Source organism: Hyphomonas sp. NPDC076881 (genome assembly GCF_050269995.1).
GTDB lineage: Bacteria > Pseudomonadota > Alphaproteobacteria > Caulobacterales > Hyphomonadaceae > Hyphomonas.
This window is the reverse complement of sequence record NZ_JBNNJJ010000008.1, coordinates 108,436-127,629: the sequence shown is the minus strand read 5'-3', so window position 1 is coordinate 127,629 and position 19,194 is coordinate 108,436. Positions and strand designations below refer to the sequence as shown.

General features: G+C 65.8%; 16 protein-coding genes. 4 read left to right on the top strand and 12 right to left on the bottom strand.

Annotated features, from left to right (window positions below; genetic code table 11):
- Positions 1–20 precede the first annotated feature (20 nt).
- Positions 21–1,922 (top strand): ABC-F family ATP-binding cassette domain-containing protein, encoded by a 1,902-nt coding sequence (locus ACQKI2_RS10495; protein WP_427379651.1) that lies wholly within the window; start codon positions 21–23, stop codon positions 1,920–1,922.
- Between the two features lie 23 nt (positions 1,923–1,945).
- Here the strand turns inward: ACQKI2_RS10495 and ACQKI2_RS10490 are convergent, their stop codons facing one another.
- From ACQKI2_RS10490 to ACQKI2_RS10465, 6 genes are all read right to left on the bottom strand, one after another.
- Complete coding sequence (locus ACQKI2_RS10490) at positions 1,946–2,848, bottom strand: SDR family oxidoreductase (protein WP_427379650.1); 903 nt, start codon at positions 2,846–2,848, stop codon at positions 1,946–1,948.
- A gap of 84 nt (positions 2,849–2,932) precedes the next feature.
- A complete protein-coding gene (locus ACQKI2_RS10485; protein WP_427379649.1) occupies positions 2,933–3,304 on the bottom strand; it encodes a hypothetical protein in 372 nt (123 codons plus the stop codon).
- Between the two features lie 42 nt (positions 3,305–3,346).
- Positions 3,347–4,180, bottom strand: coding sequence for a mechanosensitive ion channel family protein (locus tag ACQKI2_RS10480; RefSeq protein WP_427379648.1), 834 nt, complete (start codon positions 4,178–4,180; stop codon positions 3,347–3,349).
- 106 nt (positions 4,181–4,286) lie between these two features.
- Positions 4,287–5,462, bottom strand: coding sequence for a mechanosensitive ion channel family protein (locus ACQKI2_RS10475; protein WP_427379647.1), 1,176 nt, complete (start codon positions 5,460–5,462; stop codon positions 4,287–4,289).
- Positions 5,459–6,220: a hypothetical protein gene (locus ACQKI2_RS10470; RefSeq protein ID WP_427379646.1), complete on the bottom strand. Its 762-nt coding sequence runs from the start codon at positions 6,218–6,220 to the stop codon at positions 5,459–5,461. The genes ACQKI2_RS10475 and ACQKI2_RS10470 overlap by 4 nt, the downstream gene beginning before the upstream one ends.
- Before the next feature lie 61 nt (positions 6,221–6,281).
- Positions 6,282–7,493 (bottom strand): S1 family peptidase, encoded by a 1,212-nt coding sequence (locus ACQKI2_RS10465; protein ID WP_427379645.1) that lies wholly within the window; start codon positions 7,491–7,493, stop codon positions 6,282–6,284.
- Positions 7,494–7,649: 156 nt separating this feature from the next.
- On the opposite strand from ACQKI2_RS10465, the gene ACQKI2_RS10460 reads away from it, so the two are divergent.
- The gene (locus ACQKI2_RS10460) at positions 7,650–9,149 is read left to right on the top strand and encodes a serine hydrolase domain-containing protein (protein ID WP_427379644.1); all 1,500 of its coding nucleotides are present in this window, start codon (positions 7,650–7,652) and stop codon (positions 9,147–9,149) included.
- Between the two features lie 51 nt (positions 9,150–9,200).
- Here the strand turns inward: ACQKI2_RS10460 and ACQKI2_RS10455 are convergent, their stop codons facing one another.
- Entirely contained in the window at positions 9,201–9,884 is a 684-nt protein-coding gene (locus ACQKI2_RS10455; protein ID WP_427379643.1) for a hypothetical protein, read from the bottom strand.
- Positions 9,885–9,984: 100 nt separating this feature from the next.
- Here ACQKI2_RS10455 and ACQKI2_RS10450 point away from each other — a divergent pair, with 100 nt between their 5' ends.
- The gene (locus ACQKI2_RS10450) at positions 9,985–12,771 is read left to right on the top strand and encodes a ligase-associated DNA damage response DEXH box helicase (RefSeq protein ID WP_427379642.1); all 2,787 of its coding nucleotides are present in this window, start codon (positions 9,985–9,987) and stop codon (positions 12,769–12,771) included.
- On the opposite strand, the gene ACQKI2_RS10445 is transcribed toward ACQKI2_RS10450, so the two are convergent.
- The 5 genes from ACQKI2_RS10445 to ACQKI2_RS10425 form a co-directional block, all read right to left on the bottom strand.
- Positions 12,761–14,431: a DUF4166 domain-containing protein gene (locus ACQKI2_RS10445; RefSeq protein ID WP_427379641.1), complete on the bottom strand. Its 1,671-nt coding sequence runs from the start codon at positions 14,429–14,431 to the stop codon at positions 12,761–12,763. The two genes, ACQKI2_RS10450 and ACQKI2_RS10445, sit on opposite strands and share 11 nt — an antisense overlap.
- Positions 14,424–14,828, bottom strand: coding sequence for a thiol-disulfide oxidoreductase DCC family protein (locus ACQKI2_RS10440; RefSeq protein WP_427379640.1), 405 nt, complete (start codon positions 14,826–14,828; stop codon positions 14,424–14,426). The genes ACQKI2_RS10445 and ACQKI2_RS10440 overlap by 8 nt, the downstream gene beginning before the upstream one ends.
- A 112-nt stretch (positions 14,829–14,940) precedes the next feature.
- Positions 14,941–15,675: a 2OG-Fe(II) oxygenase gene (locus ACQKI2_RS10435; protein ID WP_427379639.1), complete on the bottom strand. Its 735-nt coding sequence runs from the start codon at positions 15,673–15,675 to the stop codon at positions 14,941–14,943.
- Positions 15,676–15,749: 74 nt separating this feature from the next.
- Positions 15,750–16,871, bottom strand: a complete 1,122-nt coding sequence (locus ACQKI2_RS10430) for an acyltransferase family protein (protein ID WP_427379638.1) — start codon at positions 16,869–16,871, stop codon at positions 15,750–15,752.
- The gene (locus ACQKI2_RS10425) at positions 16,868–17,887 is read right to left on the bottom strand and encodes a sterol desaturase family protein (RefSeq protein ID WP_427379637.1); all 1,020 of its coding nucleotides are present in this window, start codon (positions 17,885–17,887) and stop codon (positions 16,868–16,870) included. Before ACQKI2_RS10425 ends, ACQKI2_RS10430 begins: the two co-directional genes overlap by 4 nt.
- A gap of 274 nt (positions 17,888–18,161) precedes the next feature.
- On the opposite strand from ACQKI2_RS10425, the gene ACQKI2_RS10420 reads away from it, so the two are divergent.
- On the top strand, positions 18,162–18,866 hold the full coding sequence (locus ACQKI2_RS10420) for a hypothetical protein (RefSeq protein WP_427379636.1): 705 nt from the start codon (positions 18,162–18,164) through the stop codon (positions 18,864–18,866).
- Positions 18,867–19,194: the final 328 nt, after the last annotated feature.

Genomic DNA, 19,194 nt, shown 5'->3' with positions numbered 1-19,194 from the left:
AGCAGGGTAAAGCCCGCCGCATGCTTGAGATCAGGAACCTTGATTACCGGGTTGAGGCCCGCCCGCTGTTTGACGCGGCCTCCGCGCGCATCTCCGCCGGCTGGAAGGTCGGCCTCATCGGCCGCAATGGCACGGGCAAGTCCACGCTCCTGCGCCTCATCCGCGAGGAAATCGCCGCCCCCGCCAAGGACAGCGCCATCCGCCTGCAAAACGGCGCCCGCCTCGGCTGGGTCGCCCAAGAGGTCGCCCCCACCGATCAGACCATCCTGGATGTCGTGCTGGAGGCAGACGCCGAGCGCCACGCGCTGATGATGGAGGCTGAAACCGCCACCGATCCGGACCGGATCGGCGATATCCACGCCCGCCTTCTGGACATCGACGCCTGGTCTGCCGAGGCGCGCGCTTCGGAAATCCTGATGGGCCTTGGCTTCACCCATGCCGATCTCTCCCGCGCCACGCGCGAGTTTTCCGGCGGCTGGCGCATGCGCGCGGCCATCGCCGGCGCCCTCTTCGCCCAGCCAGACCTGCTGCTGCTGGACGAGCCCACCAACTATCTTGACCTGGAAGGCGCCGCCTGGCTCGAAGGCTATCTGCGCCGCTATCCCAACACCGTCCTCATCGTCTCCCACGACCGCGAAATGCTCAACCGCTCGGTCACCCACACGATGGCGCTGGAACACCGTAAGCTGACGATCACGCCCGGCGGCTATGATGACTGGCTGAAGCTGCGCGCGGCCAAGCTTGCCCAGCTTGAAAGCCAGAAAACCAAGCAGGACAAGGACCGCGCCCACCTGCAATCCTTCGTCGACCGGTTCCGTGCCAAGGCGTCCAAGGCCCGTCAGGCTCAGTCGCGCATCAAGATGCTGGAAAAGATGCAGGAGATTTCAATCCCGCTGGAAGAGCGCACGGCGCCCTTCAACTTTCCCGCTTCGGAGGCCGTGCTCGCCCCGCCTTTGCTGGAGATCGAAGACGCGGATATGGGCTATGGTCCGCAGGCGGTCATTCTGCGCGGCGTGCGCCTGCGCATCGATCCGGACGACCGCGTGGCCATCATCGGCACCAACGGGCAGGGCAAGACCACGCTGGTCAAATCCATCGCCGAACGCCTGCCGCTGCTCGCCGGCAAGCGCCGGATGCCCAAGAAAGTCGAGATCGGCTACTTCTCGCAGGACCAGCTCGACGAGCTGACCATCGGCGATACGGTCCTCGAACACGTCATGCGCGCGCTGCCTGCAGATACGCCGGTCGCCAAACAGCGCTCGGTCGCCGCCCAGCTCGGCTTTTCTCATGAGAAGGTCGAAACCAAGGTCGAGAAGCTTTCGGGCGGCGAGAAAGTCCGCCTCATCCTCGGCCTCATCGGCCTGCAAAAACCGCAGATCCTGATCCTCGACGAGCCGACCTCCCACCTTGATATCGACAGCCGCGAAGCGCTGATCTACGCGCTCAACGATTTTTCCGGCGCCGTCCTGCTCATCACGCACGATGTCTATCTCGCCGAGGCCACCGCCGATCAGCTCTGGCTCGTCAAAGGCGGCAAGGTCGCCCCGTATGACGGAGACCTCGCCGACTACCGCGTCCTTGTGATGAGTTCAGACCGCGAAAAGGCTGCCCCCGCCAAGGCTGCGGTCATCGAAGAGGCCCCCGCCGACAAGGCCGAGCAGCGCCGCCGCGCTTCCCAGGCCCGCGAAGCGGCCGCTCCCCTCAAGAAAAAGGCAGACGCAGCGGAGAAAGCCTTCGAGAAGGCAAACGCCCGTATAAAAACAATCGATGCCGAGCTTTCAAAAACCGGCCTCAGCCCGCAGAAGATGACCGAACTCTCCATCGAGCGCGGCAAACTCGAAGCCGAGGCCGCCAAAGCCGAAACCGAATGGCTGACCGCGCTGGACGCCTACGAAGCGGCCGTGAAGGAAGCGGTGGGCTGACGCTCAGCCCACCGGAGAAATCCTCAAACCGTGCGCTTGGCGCGGTCCTTCGCATTGGTGGCTTCGATGGCTTCGCGGGCGGCGGACCATTGCTCGTCGCCCCAGGCCGTCAGCATACTGAAATTGCCGCCCGAAGCGTTATACATCGCGCCGTCGATGGCAATCGTCTGCCCGTTCACATATTCGGCGCCCGGCGCCATCAGGAATACGGCAAGGTTCACCAGTTCGTGCATCTCGCCCACCCGGCCCATCGGATTGGCCACGCCGCGTTCCATCCGCTCGGCGCCGTCAGCGTCGGGTGAAAGGCGTTTCGACATGCCCTCGGTCGGGAAGGGGCCCGGCGCAATCGCGTTAAAGCGCAGCCCGTAATGGCCCCACTCCACGGCGAGGGATTGCGTCATCACATTGACCCCCGCTTTCGACATCGCCGAGGGTACCACAAACGGCCCGCCATTCCACACCCAGGTCGTCAGGATGGAGCAGACATTGCCGCGCCGTTTCTCGGCAATCCAGCGCTTGCCGATGTCATGCGTCATGTAGAAACTGCCGCGGAACACGATGTTCGAAATCGCGTCAAATCCGCGGATCGACAGATCCTCCGTGCGCGAAATGAAATTGCCTGCCGCGTTGTTGATCAGGCCGGTCAGCGGCCCATGCTTGGACCAGATCGTGTCATTCATCTCGGTGATCGCCTCGGCCACGCGAATGTCGCACGCATGGGGCACAACCTCGCCGCCATGCTTGTCCATCAATTCCTTCGCGGTCTCTTCCAGCACGCCGCCCCGGCGCCCGCAGATATGCACTTCAGCGCCGAGTTTCAGAAAGCCTTCGGCCATTTCCTTGCCAAGGCCGGTGCCGCCGCCGGTGACCAGGATGCGTTCATCCTTCATCAGCCCGTCGCGGAACATCAGTTTCGATACGTCCATTTCTGGTCCTCCCTCATATGTCCTTAACGAGCGTACAGGCGCCCTGATCCCGCCGCCAGCCGCTACGTCGCGGAAGCTGCCGCCTCATTTCCTCCAGGGCAGGCTGACGACGCGCCAGATCATCCAGACCGGCAGCACCACCAGCGCCCCGGCCAGCGCCGGCTGCCAGAAATTCGTGACCGCCCAGCCCAGCGCCGCAAAGGATTGCCGCAGGATCGCGCGCAGCGCTTCGGCCAGGTTGAAGTCCGGATTGCCGGGATCGAAATTCGCCGCCATCACGAAAAAGCCGGTGAGGATACACAGCCCCAGCAGCTTCAGCGCGCCCCAGAGGCTGATGCCGAACAGGCGCTTCAGCAGCGGCCGTTTCTCGGGCGGCGCGGCAGGCGCGGGCGCTGCCGCCACCGGCTCGGGTTCCGGCGTGGCGGCGGGGCGCGGGGGATCAGACGGGTCCATCATGGCCCCAGTCTAAACCCGCCGCCCGTTTCCCGGAAGGGCGCCTTATTCTGCCGCCACCTTCTGAACCACCGTGCGGTGCGGATACGGAATGGAGATGCCTTCCCGGTCGAACGCCGCCTTCACCTTGTGGGTGATGTCGAGGCGCACCGGCCAGTAATCTGCCGAATTCACCCAGCTGCGCGAGGCAATGTCCACCGAACTGTCGCCCAGATTGACCACCCGCACAAATGGCTCAGGATCGCGCAGAACACGCGCGTCCGCGTCAATCACCGCCTGGATGATGCGGATGGCCTTGTCCATGTCGTCGTCATAATCGATGCCGAACGTGACATCCACGCGCCGCCGGTCAAAGCCGGAATAGTTCTTGATCACATCATCAATCGCCTGGCTGTTGGGCACGATCACCTTGATATTGTCCGGGGTCGCCAGGATGGTCTGGAAGAGGGAAATATCCTTCACGGTGCCGGCCACGCCGGCTGCCTCGATATAATCGCCCAGCTTGTAGGGGCGGAACACCATGATCATCACGCCCGAAGCGATATTGCCGAGCGCCCCCTGCATCGACAGGCCAATCGCCAGCGTCAGCGCGCCCAGCACGGCCACAAAGCTCGTCGCCTGCACCCCGAACACCTGCAGCGTGGCAATCCCGACCGCCGCAATGATCGCCCACTGAACCAGCGAGGCAAAGAAGTTCGACAGGGTTGCATCAATCTGCGGGTTGCGGGCTGCCTGCTTTCGGACCAGCCTGCTCAGCCAGCCTGCGATCCGCAGCCCCACGATCACCAGAACCAGGGCGCCTATCGCCCTCAATCCAAAGGGCAGCAGATAGGGGCCTAAATTCTCCCAGATTGCCTGGGGCGTCATTGTGTCTTCCATGTCAGTCTCCTTTTGAGGTGAGCCTGCTGTCATTGTTCAGCATACGGCTGTTTGGGCGGTGGGGTGTTCCTTTTCAGTCTGAAGGGGCTTGGTTCTCTTGCGCGGCTTATCCGCTCGTGTCGCGTCCGGCCGGCGGCGAAGGCGCGGTCTCGCCTTCATCCTCAGGCCGTCTCTCGCGTGGGGGTGTGTCCACCTGATACTGCGTCGAGGTGGGGAAGGGAATGGTGATGCCCGCCCGGTCGAGCGCCTGTTTGACGGTCTTCATCAGATCGGCGCGCACCTGGAAATGGTTGGGCGTGGCCACCCAGGCACGCAGCGTCAGCGACACGGCCCAATCGTCCAGCGACCGCACCCCCGCCCAGATCGGCATATAGCCGATCACCTGCGGATGGTTTTCCGCCGCGCTGCGCAGGATCTGCAGCGCCTTGTCGATGTCATCATCATAGGAAATGCCGAAGATCAGATCGATCCGGCGGAAGGGTTGAAGCGTGTGGTTGATCAGTGGCGAGCCCCACACCTTGTCATTGGTGATGGAGACGATCTTGTTGTCGATCTGCTTCAGCGAGGTGGTGAAGGGCGTGATATTGGTCACTTCCCCGTCCAGGCCCGCCAGCGTCACGAAATCCCCGATCCGGAACGGGCGGAACACCGCCAGCATCACCCCGGCCGCCACCGATTTCAGCGTGTCCTGCAAGGCAAGGCCAATCGCAAGGCCCGCCGCGCCCAGCACGGCGGCCAGCGAGGCAGCCGGAAAGCCGAGCTGGATCAGCGCCATCACGATGGCGATGGCGAAGATCACATATTTGATCAGCGAGGCAGAAAACGCGATCAGCGTGTCATCGGCCCCGGCATGGGCATGGGCCTTTTCGCCGAACTTGCGCAGAGAGCGGGCAATCATGTTGGCGCCCATCAGCGCAAAGAACAGGATCGCCACCGCCGCCATCGCGCCCGGTCCCCGCGTCTCCACCAGCGTCCGCCAGTCATAGCCAGCCAGGCCCAGCGGCAGCGGCGAGAAGAGGATCAGCGCAAACACCCGCGCCACAGAGGCCATCAGATCCCAGGCGGAGCCTTCAAACTCCTTGTCCTTGGGGGTCAGCCTCTGGCCGGTGAACCGCACGATATGCTTCACCGCCGTCGCCAGCAGCCAGATCAGTATCATGGAGGCCAGCACCAGGCTCCACTTGACCATGTGGGGCCAGGAAGCCGCCAGCCAGACAGGCCAGGTGGACGTATCGATGTTCAGCTGCGCCAGCAGGCGCGTGGTCTCGGCAGGTATCGTCATGGCGCCGGTCTAACCGGCTTTGCGCCGCGCGTCAGCCTCACCAGCAGCAGCAGAATGAGGCAGCCACAGGCGATATGGCCGATGAGGTGCATCCCCGTCTCCACCCAGTTGTGGAAGGCGATGCCCAGGATGCCCCAGCCGAGCGCGGCGAAATACCAGAGGCTGGCGCTGATGCGGCTGGCAAACAGCCAGGCAAACACCCCGGCGCTGCCCAGCGTGGTCCAGAACATCGGCCAGGGAAAGTCTGTCTCGCCCAGTCCGGTGAGGGTGCGCACGGTCAGCGGGATCGACACCGCCGTCGCCGCCGAAATCCACCCCGCCAGCAGCCCGCTGGCCGTCGCCCCGATATAATAGCTGGCAGAGGCTGCCCCGCCGCGCAGGTCATGCGCGCTGCGTGCGGCCAGCCAGGCAAACAGGAAGACCGGCCCCAGAAGAATGAAGTTCAGAAGCTGCAGGTTCAAAAGCTGCGCGCTCAGCATCCACATGATGTTGCCCACCCCCGCCAGCAGCAGCGGCAGCCCGATCGCCTGCGGCCAGCTCTCCGGCTTGCGCAGCCCGGCCAGGCCAAAGGCAATATAGAGGGCGAAGATCACGCCCCAGATGGAGAAAAAGAGGGGCATGGGCTGTTCCGGCGCCAGGGCGGCGCGGTTGGCCTCGCCCACAGGAATCCCGATGCCCGTCAGCGGCGCCAGCGCGCCGGCCAGCGGCAGCAAAATGCCCACAATCAGGACCAGAAGGGGAAGTGTCCGGCTTTGCATGGGGCGGCCCTTTCGCTGTCTTCCAAGTATAGACCGGCCCACCCCTCCGTCCATCCCCGGATCAGCGGCAGGCGCCCTGATCGGCGTCACACAGCGCCATCACCGAGGTGATCCAGTCAGCATAGCCCTGCAGGTTGGTATAGCGGCCATTATACTCCCCCTCGCAGAAATGCCCGGTCGTGCGGTTCTGTTCGACAACGGAGAGAATCCCCACCGCTGTCTTGCTGCCATCGGCCTCGGTCACATAAAGCGGCCCGCCGCTGTCGCCGATGCATGGGCCCGCGCCATTGTCGCTCGCCACGGTGATCGCCGCCGGTCCGGCATGGGTAATCTTCAGGCGCGTGGTCAGAAGGTCGTTGGATAGCTGCCCGTCAAACCGGGTGAGGCCCCAGCCCGCCATCTCGCCGGTGGGATAATTCGCCGGCGCCAGCGGCCGGCTGGTCGCGCCAAACCGCGCCGCCGGCACATTGCCAAGGCCCGCCACCTGTTCCTCGCTCAGATGCACCAGGGCAATGTCATTGGCATAGCCATTGTCCGTCCCCTGATAGCCTGCATGGCACACGGCATATTCGGCCGAGGCGCGCTTGGCCTCCGGGCTGCGCAGATTGGCCGCCTCGCCGATCACCCGGATCTCGTCGAACGGCTCGTCGATGCAATGGGCCGCCGTCACAAACCAGTTGCGCGCCACCCGCACGGCCCCGCAATGCCCGCTGGCCACCGCGCCCGTCGGCTCGGCCCGGCGCGGCTCGATCTTCACGATGCCGGGAAACGCGCCCAGCGTCGCGGCCAGCGCGTTCACCGCTTCGGTGCCCGCCACCGGTTCTTCCAGCTCGGTTGCCCCGGCGGCCATCGCCACGGTCGGCGTGGGCGCGGCCCCGCGCGGCAGGCTGCACCGGCTCGCATTGACGAGGCCCAGCGCCGCGGCCAGCGCCGTTTCGGGCGCCAGCATCGCCTCCTCCTCTGAGGGCGCATCCGGGGCAGGGGGCGCCGCTTCGCCCGGTTCGCTGCTCGCCCCCGCCGCAGGCATCTCTTCTGCCGCCGCCGCTGCCGCCGCTTCCTCGGCCTTGCGCGCCGCCTCGGCCCGCTCGGCCTCTATCTCCTCGGGCGCCGGTTGCAGGTCGGCTTCAGTATAACCGCCGCTGGCGTCGCCCGCCTTGCTGGCCGGATCGGGGGAAACCGGGTTCAGCCCCGGCAGTCTCACCTGATCACAGCCCGCCAGGATCAGGCCAAGGGTAAGGGCAGCGCCCGCAAGGGCATAATGGGTGCGTCGCATTCCGGTGGTCCCCTTCTGAAAGCATCGCGTCGGTTCATAAACGCCGGGCGGGCAGCCCCGGTCAACTGGCGGTGAATACCGCCCGGAAACTGCCGCGCCGGGCTTGCCCGAACCGCCCGCCTGCCTACACTTGGCCCCAGCCTAGGAGACTCGCCCATGCCCACATTCCGCGCAGCCCTTGCGGCGCTGGCCCTGTCGATCCCGCTTGCCCTTCCGGCCCTGGCCCAGGAAGGCGGAACCACCGAGGACACGCAGCGCGCCCTGGCCGCCGGCTGGAAGGCCACCTTCACCTGTTCGGGTCTCTTCGTCGCCCGCCAGACCCAGCAGGAACTCGACCAGAACGAGCTTTCCGGCATCTATCCCGATTATGCCCGCTATTTCGACCAGCTGCCCCCGGCGCGGATCGATCAGGCCCGCAAGACCGTCTCGGTCGACTATTCCCCGCTGATGCCGCCTCGCCTGGCCGCCTACCGTCCCGGTTTCGGCTGCACCCAGCTGCCCGTTGGCGCCACCGAAAAGGCGATCGACTTTCTGCCCCGCTTTGCCGCCTGGCCGGAATACACCACCCAGGACCGGGGCAGCGCCATCGGCTCGAATGTGAAGCTGGAGCTGCGCCTGGAAGAGGCAGAGCGCCTGGAAATGCCCGTCACCTCCGCCTTCGATGAAATGACCTACGGCGCCGGCACGCGCACCAGCTCTGTCATCGTCGTGCGCGATGGCCAGGTCGTGGCCGAGCGCTATGCCCGCGGCGTCGAGCATGAAACGCCCCAGCGCACCTGGTCGGTCGGCAAATCCCTCACCGCCACCATCATCGGCGCCGCTCGCCGCCAGGGCCTGATCGATATTGACTATCCCGCTGTCATCGCGGCCTGGAACAAGGGCGCAGATCCCCGCCGCGAGATCACGATCCGAAACCTGCTGCACATGGCCAGCGGCCTCGACAGCGGCGAAAACGGTTCGCGTACGGATCGCCTGTATTTCGGCGGCGGCCGCGTGGTCGATCAGGCCGCCACTGGCATCCTCGAAGTGGAGCCCGGCTCCCGCTTCAAATACGCCAACAATGATACCGTCATCGCCATGCGCGCCCTGCGTGAGGCGATGGCCGATGACACCCGCTTCCACCGCTTCCCGTATGAAGCCGTCCTCCACAAGATCGGCGCCGTGCGCACCACGATGGAGATCGACTGGAACGGCGATTTCATCTCTTCCAGCCAGGTCTGGGCCACGGGGCGTGATCTTGCCCGCATCGGCCAGCTTTACCTGCAGGATGGCATGTGGGCCGGTGAGCGCCTGCTGCCCGAAGGCTGGGTGGAATTCGTCCGTACACCCGCCCCGGCCCAGCCGGCAGATGCCGCCTCCAGAGGCGGCTATGGCGCCCAGTTCTGGCTGATGAACAATGTGCCCGGCGTGCCCGAAGGCACCTTTTATGCCGCCGGCAATCGCGGCCAGTATATCGTCATCATGCCCGCTCTCAACACGGTCATCGTGCGTCAGGGCTATGACATGATTGGCGGCGCCCGGTTCGAGATTGAGCGTTTCGTGCTGGATGTCACCCGCGCCATCCAGGCCGCCGATGCAGACCGCGGCCTGGCTGCCGAAGAACTGCGCCGCGCCGCCGAAGCCGAAAACGCCCCCGCCATCCGCCGGCCGCGCTGACACCGTCCCGCGCCGGTCTCCGCACGCGCGGAGGCCGGCGTCTGCCGCGCCTTATGGCGCTCCATAGCCCGATTGCGGCGCCGCCCTCAGGTTCGATACCTTGCGTGTTTCGGTCTGGCGGAAGTCTTGCATCATGGCATTGCCCGCCACCTGCAGCGTGAACGTGTCCACATGGCTGCGCCCATCCGGCGCGGCTTTGCACGCCACCTTCATGCTGAACGTGTCGATCTTGGCGGCCATCGCCGGCTTGAAGGCTTTGGGCGCCGCCAGTTCATAGGCCAGCACATTGCCCGTTGCCTTGTCCAGCACGGCCGTGCCCGTCAGATGTTTCACCATGGCCCGCATGTTCTTGTCGTCGCCGGGCAGGGGGGTGAAGCTGTAGGTCGCCGTGCTGCCTGTCTCCGAAACGCGCTTTGCGCCCGCCGGAATGGCTTCGGTAAATCTGTTGCACCAGATGTCGCCCTTGGTTTCGCTTTTCAGCCGCTCGGCGCGCTTGGCGGCCTCGCCCTCAAGGCTTGCAATGTCCGGTGTAATCGCCACCACCCGTTCGTCCTCGGGCCGCGCCTGATCGATCTTGAAACTCAAGCGCTGCGCGCCGTCATCGAATGACATGTCGAAAAGATAGGCCGGGCCTTCCTTGGGCACCTTGCGTGCCTTTTCCAGCAGCGCGTCCGCGCTCGCGGGCAGGGCAAGGGGGATGACGCAAAGTCCGGTCAGAAACAGGCGGGTGCGCATCGATTGGCTCCATCAGGTTGCATGCGAAGGGCAACTTCTGCTTTTCCGCCGCAAAATGAAAGAGCCAGACGCCGCGTCTTGCCCTAGTTTAATCTTCGCCATGGCTGACACCGCCCCGCCTTCCTTCCGCCTGCCGCCCGCCTTCGAGGCGTGGTTTGCCGCGCGCGGCTGGTCGCCCCGCCCGCATCAGCTCGCCCTTGCGCAGGCCTCTCTCGCTGGCGAGAGCGCCCTCCTCATCGCCCCCACAGGCGGCGGCAAAACCCTCGCCGGCTTCCTCGGCACCCTGATCGAACTCAGCGAACCTTCTTCTCCTCCCCCGTTTACGGGGGAGGTGGACGCGAAGCGGACGGAGGGGGGAGCCCCGCGCCCGGCTTTGCACACCCTCTACATCTCGCCCCTCAAAGCCCTCGCCGCAGACGTTCAGCGCAACCTGATGACGCCGGTGTCGGAGATGGCCCTGCCCATCCGCATCGAAACCCGCACCGGCGACACCGCGCCCCATATCCGCCAGCGCCAGCGCAAGACCCCGCCAGATATCCTGCTGACGACGCCCGAACAGCTCGCCCTGCTGATCGCCTCCGATCACGCCGCCAGCTTCTTCGCCGATCTCAAATGCGTCATCATCGACGAGATCCACGCCATCGCGCCTTCCAAGCGCGGAGACCTGCTCGCTCTCGGCCTCGCCACGCTGGCCGAATGGTCCCCCGCCTGCCGCTTCCTCGGCCTCTCCGCCACCGTGCGGGATCCAGAGCAGCTCGCTGGCTGGCTCGACGTGCGTGCGCGCCCTTCTCCTCCCCCGCCTGCGGGGGAGGTGCCCCGCAGGGGCGGAGGGGGGAAGCCCCAGTGTGCAACCTCTCCCCCCTCCGTCGCCTCCGGCGCCACCTCCCCCGTAAACGGGGGAGGAGAAGTCGGACGTGTACGGATTATCCAGACACCCTCCCTCCTCAATCCCGACATCTCCATCCTTGTCTCGCGCGAGCGTATCCCCTGGTCGGGCCATTCCGGCCGCTTCGCCGTGCCGGAAGTCTATGAGGCGATCCAAGGCGCCACGATGACACTGGTGTTCGTCAACACGCGCAGCCAGGCAGAGCTTCTCTTCCAGGAACTCTGGGCCGCCAATGAGGACGGCCTCCCCATCGCCCTGCATCATGGCTCGCTCGCCCGCGACCAGCGTGAGCGCGTCGAGGCCGCCATGGCGGCGGGCAAACTGAAAGCAGTCGTCTGCACCTCCACCCTCGATCTGGGGATCGACTGGGGCGAGGTTGATCTCGTCATCCAGATGGGCGCCCCCAAGGGCGCCGCCCGCCTCATCCAGCGCATCGGCCGCTCCAACCACCGTATGGACGAAGCCAGTGAGGCCATCCTTGTCCCCACAAACCGGTTTGAAGTCCTCGAATGCCGCGCCGCCGAGGCCGCCGTCGAGGCCGGCGAAATCGACGGGGAGGGGCCACGAAACGGCGCGCTCGACATTCTCGCCCAGCATGTGATGGGCCGCGCCTGCGGCGAAGGCTTCCACCTTGCCGCCCTCTATGACGAAATCCGCCGCGCCCAGCCCTATCGCGATCTCGACTGGGAAACCTTCGAGCGCATCGCCGATTTCGTCGCCACCGGCGGCTATGCCCTCAAAACCTATGACCGGTTCCACCGCATCGTGCGCCGCCCCGACGGCCTCTGGGTCGCCCGCACCCCGCGAGACAAACAAGCCCACCGCATGAACATCGGCGCCATCGTCGAAGCCCCCATGCTCAGCGTCCGCCTGGCCAGTTTTGCAGGGCAACCTTCTCCTCCCCCGCCTGCGGGGGAGGTGCCCCGCAGGGGCGGAGGGGGGGGCAGCAATGCCAAGCCAACGGTCGCCACCCCCACAAGCAAAGCGCAGGCGCAGGCGCGCTCCGCCGCAGGCGGAGCAACAGCGCCGAGCAATAGAATAATACGCGCCGGCCGCAAACTCGGCGAAATGGAAGAATACTTCCTCAGCCTGCTGACGCCCGGAGACACCTTCCTCTTCGGCGGCGAAATCCTCCGCCTGCTGGGCATTGACGGCATGGACGCCCTCTGCGCCCGTGCCCAGTCAGACAGCCCGGCCATCCCTACCTATAATGGCGGCAAGTTTCCGCTCTCCACATTCCTGGCAGACCGTGTGCGCCACATGATCCACAATCCGGCGGAATGGAAACACCTGCCAGACCCCGTGCGCGAATGGTTCGAGATACAGCAGCTGCGCTCGGTCATTCCGCCGCCGGATCATCTGCTCGTGGAGACCTTTCCCCGCGCAGACCGGCATTATCTCGTCTCCTATCCCTTCGAGGGGCGCCTCGCCCATCAGACGCTGGGGATGCTCGTCACCCGCCGCCTCGAGCGGGCCGGGGCCAGGCCGGTCGGCTTCGTCGCCAGCGAATATGCCATGGCCGTCTGGGGCTTGGAGGATATGCGCGGCCTGGATATGGACGCGATCTTTCATCCGGACATGCTGGGCGATGATCTGGAAGAATGGCTCGACGAAAGCGCCCTGATGAAGCGCACCTTCGCCCATTGCGCCCAGATTTCCGGCCTCATCCACCGGAACCTTCCGGGGTCGGAGAAAAACTCCCGCCAGGTCACCTTTTCAACCGATCTCATCTTCGATGTCCTGCGCAGCCATGAGCCGGGTCACATCCTGCTGCAGGCCACCCGCGCCGACGCCGCCACCGGCCTCCTCGATGTGTGCCGCCTGTCAGACATGCTCGCCCGCATCCATGGCCACATCGTCCACAAGCCCCTGGCGAAGATCAGCCCCTTCGCCGTGCCCGTCATGCTGGAAGTCGGCCGCGAGCCCGTCTTCGGCGCCTCCGCCATGGAAGCCATCCTCCGCGAAGCCGAAGAAGACCTCGTCCGCGACGCTATGGGGTAGGCAGCGCAGGCTTCAGCCATCCGCGATAATGCGCCACGAGGCCAATCATCGGCAGGCGGATCGATACGTCAAACTTGCAGGCTCCGTCATCTGTCACGCTCTCATATGTCTCGCTCACTGGCAGCAGAAAGCGGGGCAGGGGCACGCCAAATACGCGCCCGGAGTGCACGGGAAATGCCAGCCGCGCGCCCTCCAGGGTGAGCGGAATGGCAAACTCCATTACGCCAAACCGTTCACGGACCATGCCCGCCGGATCGGTCGCCGTCCGGCGTAGGTGAGAGCGGAACTTTCGGGCTCCGAACTGGCGCGTCCAGGTTTCGCCGGTCCGGGTCCGTTGCATGGTCACCAGCACGGGCACCGCGCGCCCAGCCGGGGGGAATCCGGCCAGCGCGCCGGCCATTCTTGAGAGCAGACCCCCGCCGCGTGTAATGTCTGCCTCGCCCCGCCAGTGATGTACTTGCGCCACGCGGTGTAGCGTCTTGAGGGGCACAGGCAGCGCCCCGAATTCATCCCCCATCGCTGCGGCAAACACCATCGGCTGCGCCGCCGCCGTCTGCGCGGTGGTCACGCGCAGCGTCTTCAGGGCCGCCTCCGCTTCCGCCAGCGAAAACGCGCCAAGGCACGCCCTGGCGCCTGGCAATGTCTCGCCCGCAAGTATCTTCCCGGCCATGATCCGTGCCGGGACGGCCGGAATGTCGGGCCCGTCGCCTGCTTCGGCAATCAGGGTCCAGCTTCTGCGCTCGCACGTTCCCTGCGCCGTAAAGCCGGTCACCTCCACGCCCATCCCGCCCCGGTCGCTGCCAAACGCGGCGAGGCGTTCGGCCACCCATTTCAGAAGTCCCGTCCAGCTTTCCAGAGACCGGATCAGTCTCAGCGAGACGAGCTGCCCCAACGCCCACAGCCCGCCATGCATCAGTTTGAGGTCCAGCCCTGCGCTGAAGCGCACACTGGCTGCGCCATATCGGCCGGGCATCAGGCGCAGGTCTGGCGCGCCGATCGGGCTGGCCCACCTGCCTTTCAGGGGCGCGGTGCCGGGCGTCTCCAGCGTCACACTCCGGATTGACCCCCACCCGTTTACGGATTTCCACTGATCTCCCTCCCGCTGTTCCAACGGCTTTCCGGTTTGCGAGAGGATGGACCGGATGACGGATTTCCCCCTCGGCGCCCGGTTGCCCGGCAGGATCACCGTGTCGATCAGCGCAATTTCACTCAGTCCGGCAGCCAGCGCCTCCACCGCCGCCGAAGACAGGCCCGGCACGCTGGAAACGCCTGACAGGACCGTGAGCCCCCTGGCGGCCGCGTCCGCGTCCAGCGTGGCAATGCCTGCGGTGAATGCGGCATCGTCGGAGAGGTCCAGATAATGCGCCCCGCAGGCGATCGCCGCCTGCGCGATGGCATAAGGCGCTTTGCCATAGGCCTGCCAAGGGCCCGCCGCATCAATCAGAATGGCGGGCGCCAGCGCGGCCACCTGCGCGGAAAAATCCTCCGTACCCGTATCCAGTTGCGCGGGCGTGCCGCCTGCCTCCCGGCAGAACGCTTCGGCTGCCGCAAGATTCCGTCCCGCGACGACAACATCCGTATACCCGGCCCGGACCAGCGCGCTGGCCAGCCTTCCGCCGAATACGCCATATCCGCCGATGATGAGGATACGCCTATTCAATCAGCCTCACCCGGATCTCGTCTGAGGGCAGGGGGCATTGCCCGCGCTGCAGCAGCTTGCGATTGTTCGCCACCCGCCGGTATAGCCAGCCGGCAACCGGCCGGGGCAGCGCGCGCAGAAGGCCCGCCGCCTTCCAGGGCCAGCCGATCGCCACCAGCGTCTCGGTAAACACATCCAGATTGCGGTAAACCCGCCCGTCAATGCGCAGCAGGGCTGTCTCCATCGCATCGGGATCAAGCCCCTCAGCGCGATAGATCGCCCGGCCCGCTTCTGATTGCGCCGTCATCAGCGCAAACCGCCCCTCCGGGTCATGCGCCACCAGAAACCGCACAAAGCGGGAGCAGAGCGCGCATTCGCCATCATAAACATAAAGATCCGTCGTCAAATGGTCGCGCATGGCCGGTTCCCATTATTGGCAGGATCATCCGGTAATCATCTGGGGTTGAAAATGCGTCAATTCCGCGCCGCCCGGGGGCTTATACGCCGCGCATCAGCCATCCTCCGCGACGCTATGGGGTAGGGGCGGGCGGGGGCCCCTTGCGCAGCCATCCGGTCACTGCCCGGCGCGCGCCCTTGGCAAAGGGCGCCACCGCGCTCACCGCATGCTGCTGGGGCACCTTGAAGAAAGAGAGGGTGTTGAACATCGGCGTGAACGCCTCCTGCACATGCCCGTCCTTTCCGGTAAACATCAGCAGGCCGCCCATATCGGCGTTCCAGTCCGGCGTCAGGTTCACCACGAACGCCGCGATCCGCCGGAACTCGGGCAACTCGTCATCATGCGAAGTCAGGAAATGCCCGGCGCGGTAGCGTGTCAGCTGCCCATCGCAAAATGTGTCGCCCGCCACATAGTCTGCGCCCATGATGTCGTGCAGCAGCGCAATGAAGGCTTCCGAGTTCAGCGTCTCGGCCATCTGCCGCAAGGGCCCATCGGGCAGCTTTCCGGCCCGCAGATTGTCATACAGCAGATGCCGTTCAAACCGGTACTGGAACCCCGCCCGCGCCTCGGCCGCCACCAGCTCCTCAAACGGCGCCAGCCGCTCGGCCGGCAGCGCCGCCATCTGCGCGGCGTCAAACTCCCGGTGCTGCCCCTGAATGCGCGTCACCAGCAGCCAGCCATCATGCTGCTTCGCCGTCGCCAGCACAGATCTGGCAAAATCCGGCTCAAAAATCCCCGGCACCAGCACGCGGCCGGTCCGCGCAAAGCGGTCCTTCAGGCCAGAAATGTCATTGCGGCTTGCAAGCAAGGGTGCCTCCGGAATCTCTATCCACCCAAAGCAGATGGCCTAGCCAGCAGGGGGTGAGAAGGCAAGCGCGCCGCTCACGCTGGCGCCGGCCGCAGCCCGCCTGCCCGCCGGAACAGGCTCTCCATCAGCCGTTTCCAGACGTCCAGCCGCCGCTCGGAAACTTCCGCCAGCGCGAAACACGCCGCCAGCGTCGCGGCCGCCAGCAGCGCGGCGTGCAGGCCGTTGGCGCCGTCATATCCGGGCAGACCGTGCAGGAATGTCAGGATAGGATAGTGGAAAAGATAGATCGAGAATGTCGCCCCCGCGCACCAGCGGATCGCCGCCTCGGCCCTGGCTCCGATCCAGCCGGCCCCCTGTGCCAGCCGGTACACCCCGGCAAAATGCGCCGTCATCAGCAGCGAGATCAGGAAGTTCCAGGCAAACTCGTCGGAAAAGCCCAGCGCCGCATTGGGGTCCTGCCCGCCCAGCAGCACGCCGGTGCCCATCGTCAGCCGCTCGGGCACATGCCACATCAGCGCCAGCGCATAGGCGCCCCAGGGCGCCACCGCCAGCATCCACGCGCTCGCCGGCGACACGCCCGTCCCCCATCCCTTGCCCAGCGCCTGCTGCAGCGCGACCCCCACCAGCCAGCAAGGCGCCAGCAGCAGGATGGCCGGGCCCGCCGCAACAGCCATCAGCCCAAGGAGTATCCACCGGATGTGCCCCCGGCAGAATACCGCCACGCCGAAACCGGCATAATACCACGCTTCATAAGCCACCGACCAGAACGGCCCGTTGCTGCCGATGCGGAGGGCTTCATTCCAGGTCTGCGAGGTGAAGGTCAGCGCGCGGGCAATCTGGCCGCCAATGTTCTCGCCATTATACCACCAGCCCTCATAGGCCGCCGGGAAGAGGGCGGAGCCTGCTGCGTCCAGGATCACGGTCACGATCAGTGCCGGGATCACCACCGAATAGAGGCGTGCCATCCGTGCCTGCGCATACGCGGCCGGTCCGCGCGCCCGCGCAAAGGTGGTGTGCGCAATCACAAATCCCGACAGCACAAAGAACACCACCACCGCATCGCTGCCGAGGTTCAGCGCGCGGATCCACGCCATGCTGCCTTGCGTGAAGCGCTCATACCCCATGTGAGAGGCGAACACGGCCATCGCCGCCAGAAAGCGCAGCGCGTCGAGATAGAGGGAAAAGCCGCGTGTCATTCTGCCGCCACCGGCGCCGCCGCGCGTGCCCGCATCGCTTCGGAAGCCTCGGCAAACGGCACCAGATAGGCGCTCGCCAGCGAGGTGTGCACCTGCGGTTCGCGCACGCCATGGGCATCGGCCGCGCCAAACACAAGGTCTTCCCGGCCTTCGGGAATATACAGTGTGCCGAACATCCAGTCCCACAGCGCGAAGATCAGCCCGTAATTCCTGTCATGATGTTTCACCGCGCAGGAATGGTGGATCTGGTGCTGTGCCGGGCTGATGAAGATACGGTCCAGAACCGGGCCATAATCCAGCCAGATATGCGAGTGGCGCAGGGCGCCGCCCGCCGCATTGAACGCCAAAATGAACACGCTGAGGCCCAGCACGGTCATCGTGTCGTAAACTCCCATCAGCCCGAAGATCAGCCCGATAACCGGCGCCACGAAAAAGGCGCTGACAAGGCCGGCAATCAGTTCGTATACGGGATGATTGCGCTTGGCGGTCAGGGGCGTCAGGTGTTCGGCGCTATGGTGCAGCTTGTGAAACGGCCACAATATCGCGGTTTCGTGATGCGCCCGGTGGGTCACATAATAGGCAAGGTCGCCCGCCATCGTGGCCAGCAGGGTTGCCAGCGCCAGCATCGGCCAGGCCAGCGTTCCGCCCTCGCCGGAATGCACGCCGGCGCCCACCAGCCCGGCTACAAACACCACGAGGCTGATCTGGACGCCGGACGAAACCAGCGTCAACGCCGGCTCGATCAGCTTGTTGGCGAAATACACCTTCACATCCACCAGCGAAGACTGCGACAGATACATGTGCCGGGGGACAAGAAACTCGGCCAGCCCGCCTTTGCCCTCGGCGCGGCCCTGCCGGCGCGCGATCAGCCAGACAGCGCTGCCCAGCAGGAAGAAAGCAACAAGCCCCGTCCAGTGCAGCCGGCTGGCGCCATCGAAAGGCATCAGGCTCCACGCCCACTGCGCCAGGCGCTGCGCAGCGCCCGGAAGTGTCTCCGGAAGGGTGATCCCCTGCATGGTTCAGCCGGCCCCATCACCTTTTGTGTTTATATGCCGTAACCTTCAGCCTAGGCTCGCCAGACTTAAGATGGCGTGAAAGCACGGCGCTTTTCGCGGTCGGCGGCGCAGCGCGCCATCGGCAAAGTGTTACATTCCGGCACACCGGCTTTCATCTTTCTGCGCGTCCTGTCCCCCATTTCCGTGTGGTAAAACATGCGAGGATTCAGGGCGCTGACAGAAAATGGGCCAGCCCTTATCCACCCCCTTCCGGCTTGTGCCTATACTGGCCCCCATGAGCGAGACAGATCCGCAGACGGAAGATGAAACAGGCGTGGTTGCCCTCCTGCGCCGCGCCACCGGGCTGGCGCTCGGTCTCATTTCCATGGCGCGCGCGGCTCTTGCCCAGTTTGGCGCCGCGCCCCCGCCGGCGGCCTATACGCGGCTCATCCTGCGCCGGTTCGTGGTGCCGGCCGAGGCGACTGTGCGCCGCGCGATCCTCGTCCTCGCCGGCACGCTGCCCCGGCCAGTCCTGCGCCCGGCTGCTTCCCCGCGCCCTGCGCCAAAGGCTGCGCCTCAGGCGCCAAAGGGCGTGCGCTATCCGGTCTTCTGCCTGACAGAGGCAGAGCCGCGCCCCCGCGCCCCGCGTCCCGCACCGGAGGCCGCGCTGCCCCGCATCCTCTTTCTGGATACGCCCACGCCTTCGCCCCCGGCGCCAAGGTCTCGTCCGTCATCGGATGAAATTGAAACCGCCAGCCAGACCCGCCTCCTGCGCCGCCTGTTTGCGCTGGAGCAGGCCTACCAGAACCCCTGGCGGGAGGCCCGCCGCTATCTGCGCCGCTGCGCCCGCGCCGAGGCAAAGGGCAGGGCGCCCCGGCGCCTCGCCTTCACGCGCATCCCCGGCAACACGCGCCATCTCTATGCGCCCTTCCGCGATATCCTTCAGGACATGAACCTCGCCGCCCAGGATTCCCTCCGCTGGCGGAGGGATTCCTCCTAAACTGTCATCCCGGCCAAAGGCAGCAAGACTGCCGATTGAGCCGGGACCTCCGGCCAAAACGCGCAGCGTGATTGCGCCGGGACCACCCCACACGCCAGCCCCATCCCCCGAAGGCCCCGCCTTTCGGGCCCTTCCTGCTGCGCCTAATGCCGCCGCAGGCGCCTCCGGCGGCGCCGAAGCACACGCTGCCCCCAGCGCGGCCAGCCCGCCTGCCAGAAAACCCCGGCGCGCCCGGCGCCTCCACCCCCTGTTCCGGGGTGGCATCTTCTCGCCCTGTTCCTCCTGCCGCCGCCCCGTTGACCCGGCCCGCGCGCCGCGCCAATCCTCC

What these genes read in the sequence shown, in the direction of transcription:
- ACQKI2_RS10495 (WP_427379651.1), top strand. Translation starts at nt 21, where the DNA reads ATGCTTGAGATCAGGAACCTTGATTACCGGGTTGAGGCCCGCCCGCTG.
- ACQKI2_RS10490 (WP_427379650.1), bottom strand. Translation starts at nt 2,848, where the DNA reads ATGGACGTATCGAAACTGATGTTCCGCGACGGGCTGATGAAGGATGAA.
- ACQKI2_RS10485 (WP_427379649.1), bottom strand. Translation starts at nt 3,304, where the DNA reads ATGATGGACCCGTCTGATCCCCCGCGCCCCGCCGCCACGCCGGAACCC.
- ACQKI2_RS10480 (WP_427379648.1), bottom strand. Translation starts at nt 4,180, where the DNA reads ATGGAAGACACAATGACGCCCCAGGCAATCTGGGAGAATTTAGGCCCC.
- ACQKI2_RS10475 (WP_427379647.1), bottom strand. Translation starts at nt 5,462, where the DNA reads ATGACGATACCTGCCGAGACCACGCGCCTGCTGGCGCAGCTGAACATC.
- ACQKI2_RS10470 (WP_427379646.1), bottom strand. Translation starts at nt 6,220, where the DNA reads ATGCAAAGCCGGACACTTCCCCTTCTGGTCCTGATTGTGGGCATTTTG.
- ACQKI2_RS10465 (WP_427379645.1), bottom strand. Translation starts at nt 7,493, where the DNA reads ATGCGACGCACCCATTATGCCCTTGCGGGCGCTGCCCTTACCCTTGGC.
- ACQKI2_RS10460 (WP_427379644.1), top strand. Translation starts at nt 7,650, where the DNA reads ATGCCCACATTCCGCGCAGCCCTTGCGGCGCTGGCCCTGTCGATCCCG.
- ACQKI2_RS10455 (WP_427379643.1), bottom strand. Translation starts at nt 9,884, where the DNA reads ATGCGCACCCGCCTGTTTCTGACCGGACTTTGCGTCATCCCCCTTGCC.
- ACQKI2_RS10450 (WP_427379642.1), top strand. Translation starts at nt 9,985, where the DNA reads ATGGCTGACACCGCCCCGCCTTCCTTCCGCCTGCCGCCCGCCTTCGAG.
- ACQKI2_RS10440 (WP_427379640.1), bottom strand. Translation starts at nt 14,828, where the DNA reads ATGCGCGACCATTTGACGACGGATCTTTATGTTTATGATGGCGAATGC.
- ACQKI2_RS10430 (WP_427379638.1), bottom strand. Translation starts at nt 16,871, where the DNA reads ATGACACGCGGCTTTTCCCTCTATCTCGACGCGCTGCGCTTTCTGGCG.
- ACQKI2_RS10425 (WP_427379637.1), bottom strand. Translation starts at nt 17,887, where the DNA reads ATGCAGGGGATCACCCTTCCGGAGACACTTCCGGGCGCTGCGCAGCGC.
- ACQKI2_RS10420 (WP_427379636.1), top strand. Translation starts at nt 18,162, where the DNA reads ATGAGCGAGACAGATCCGCAGACGGAAGATGAAACAGGCGTGGTTGCC.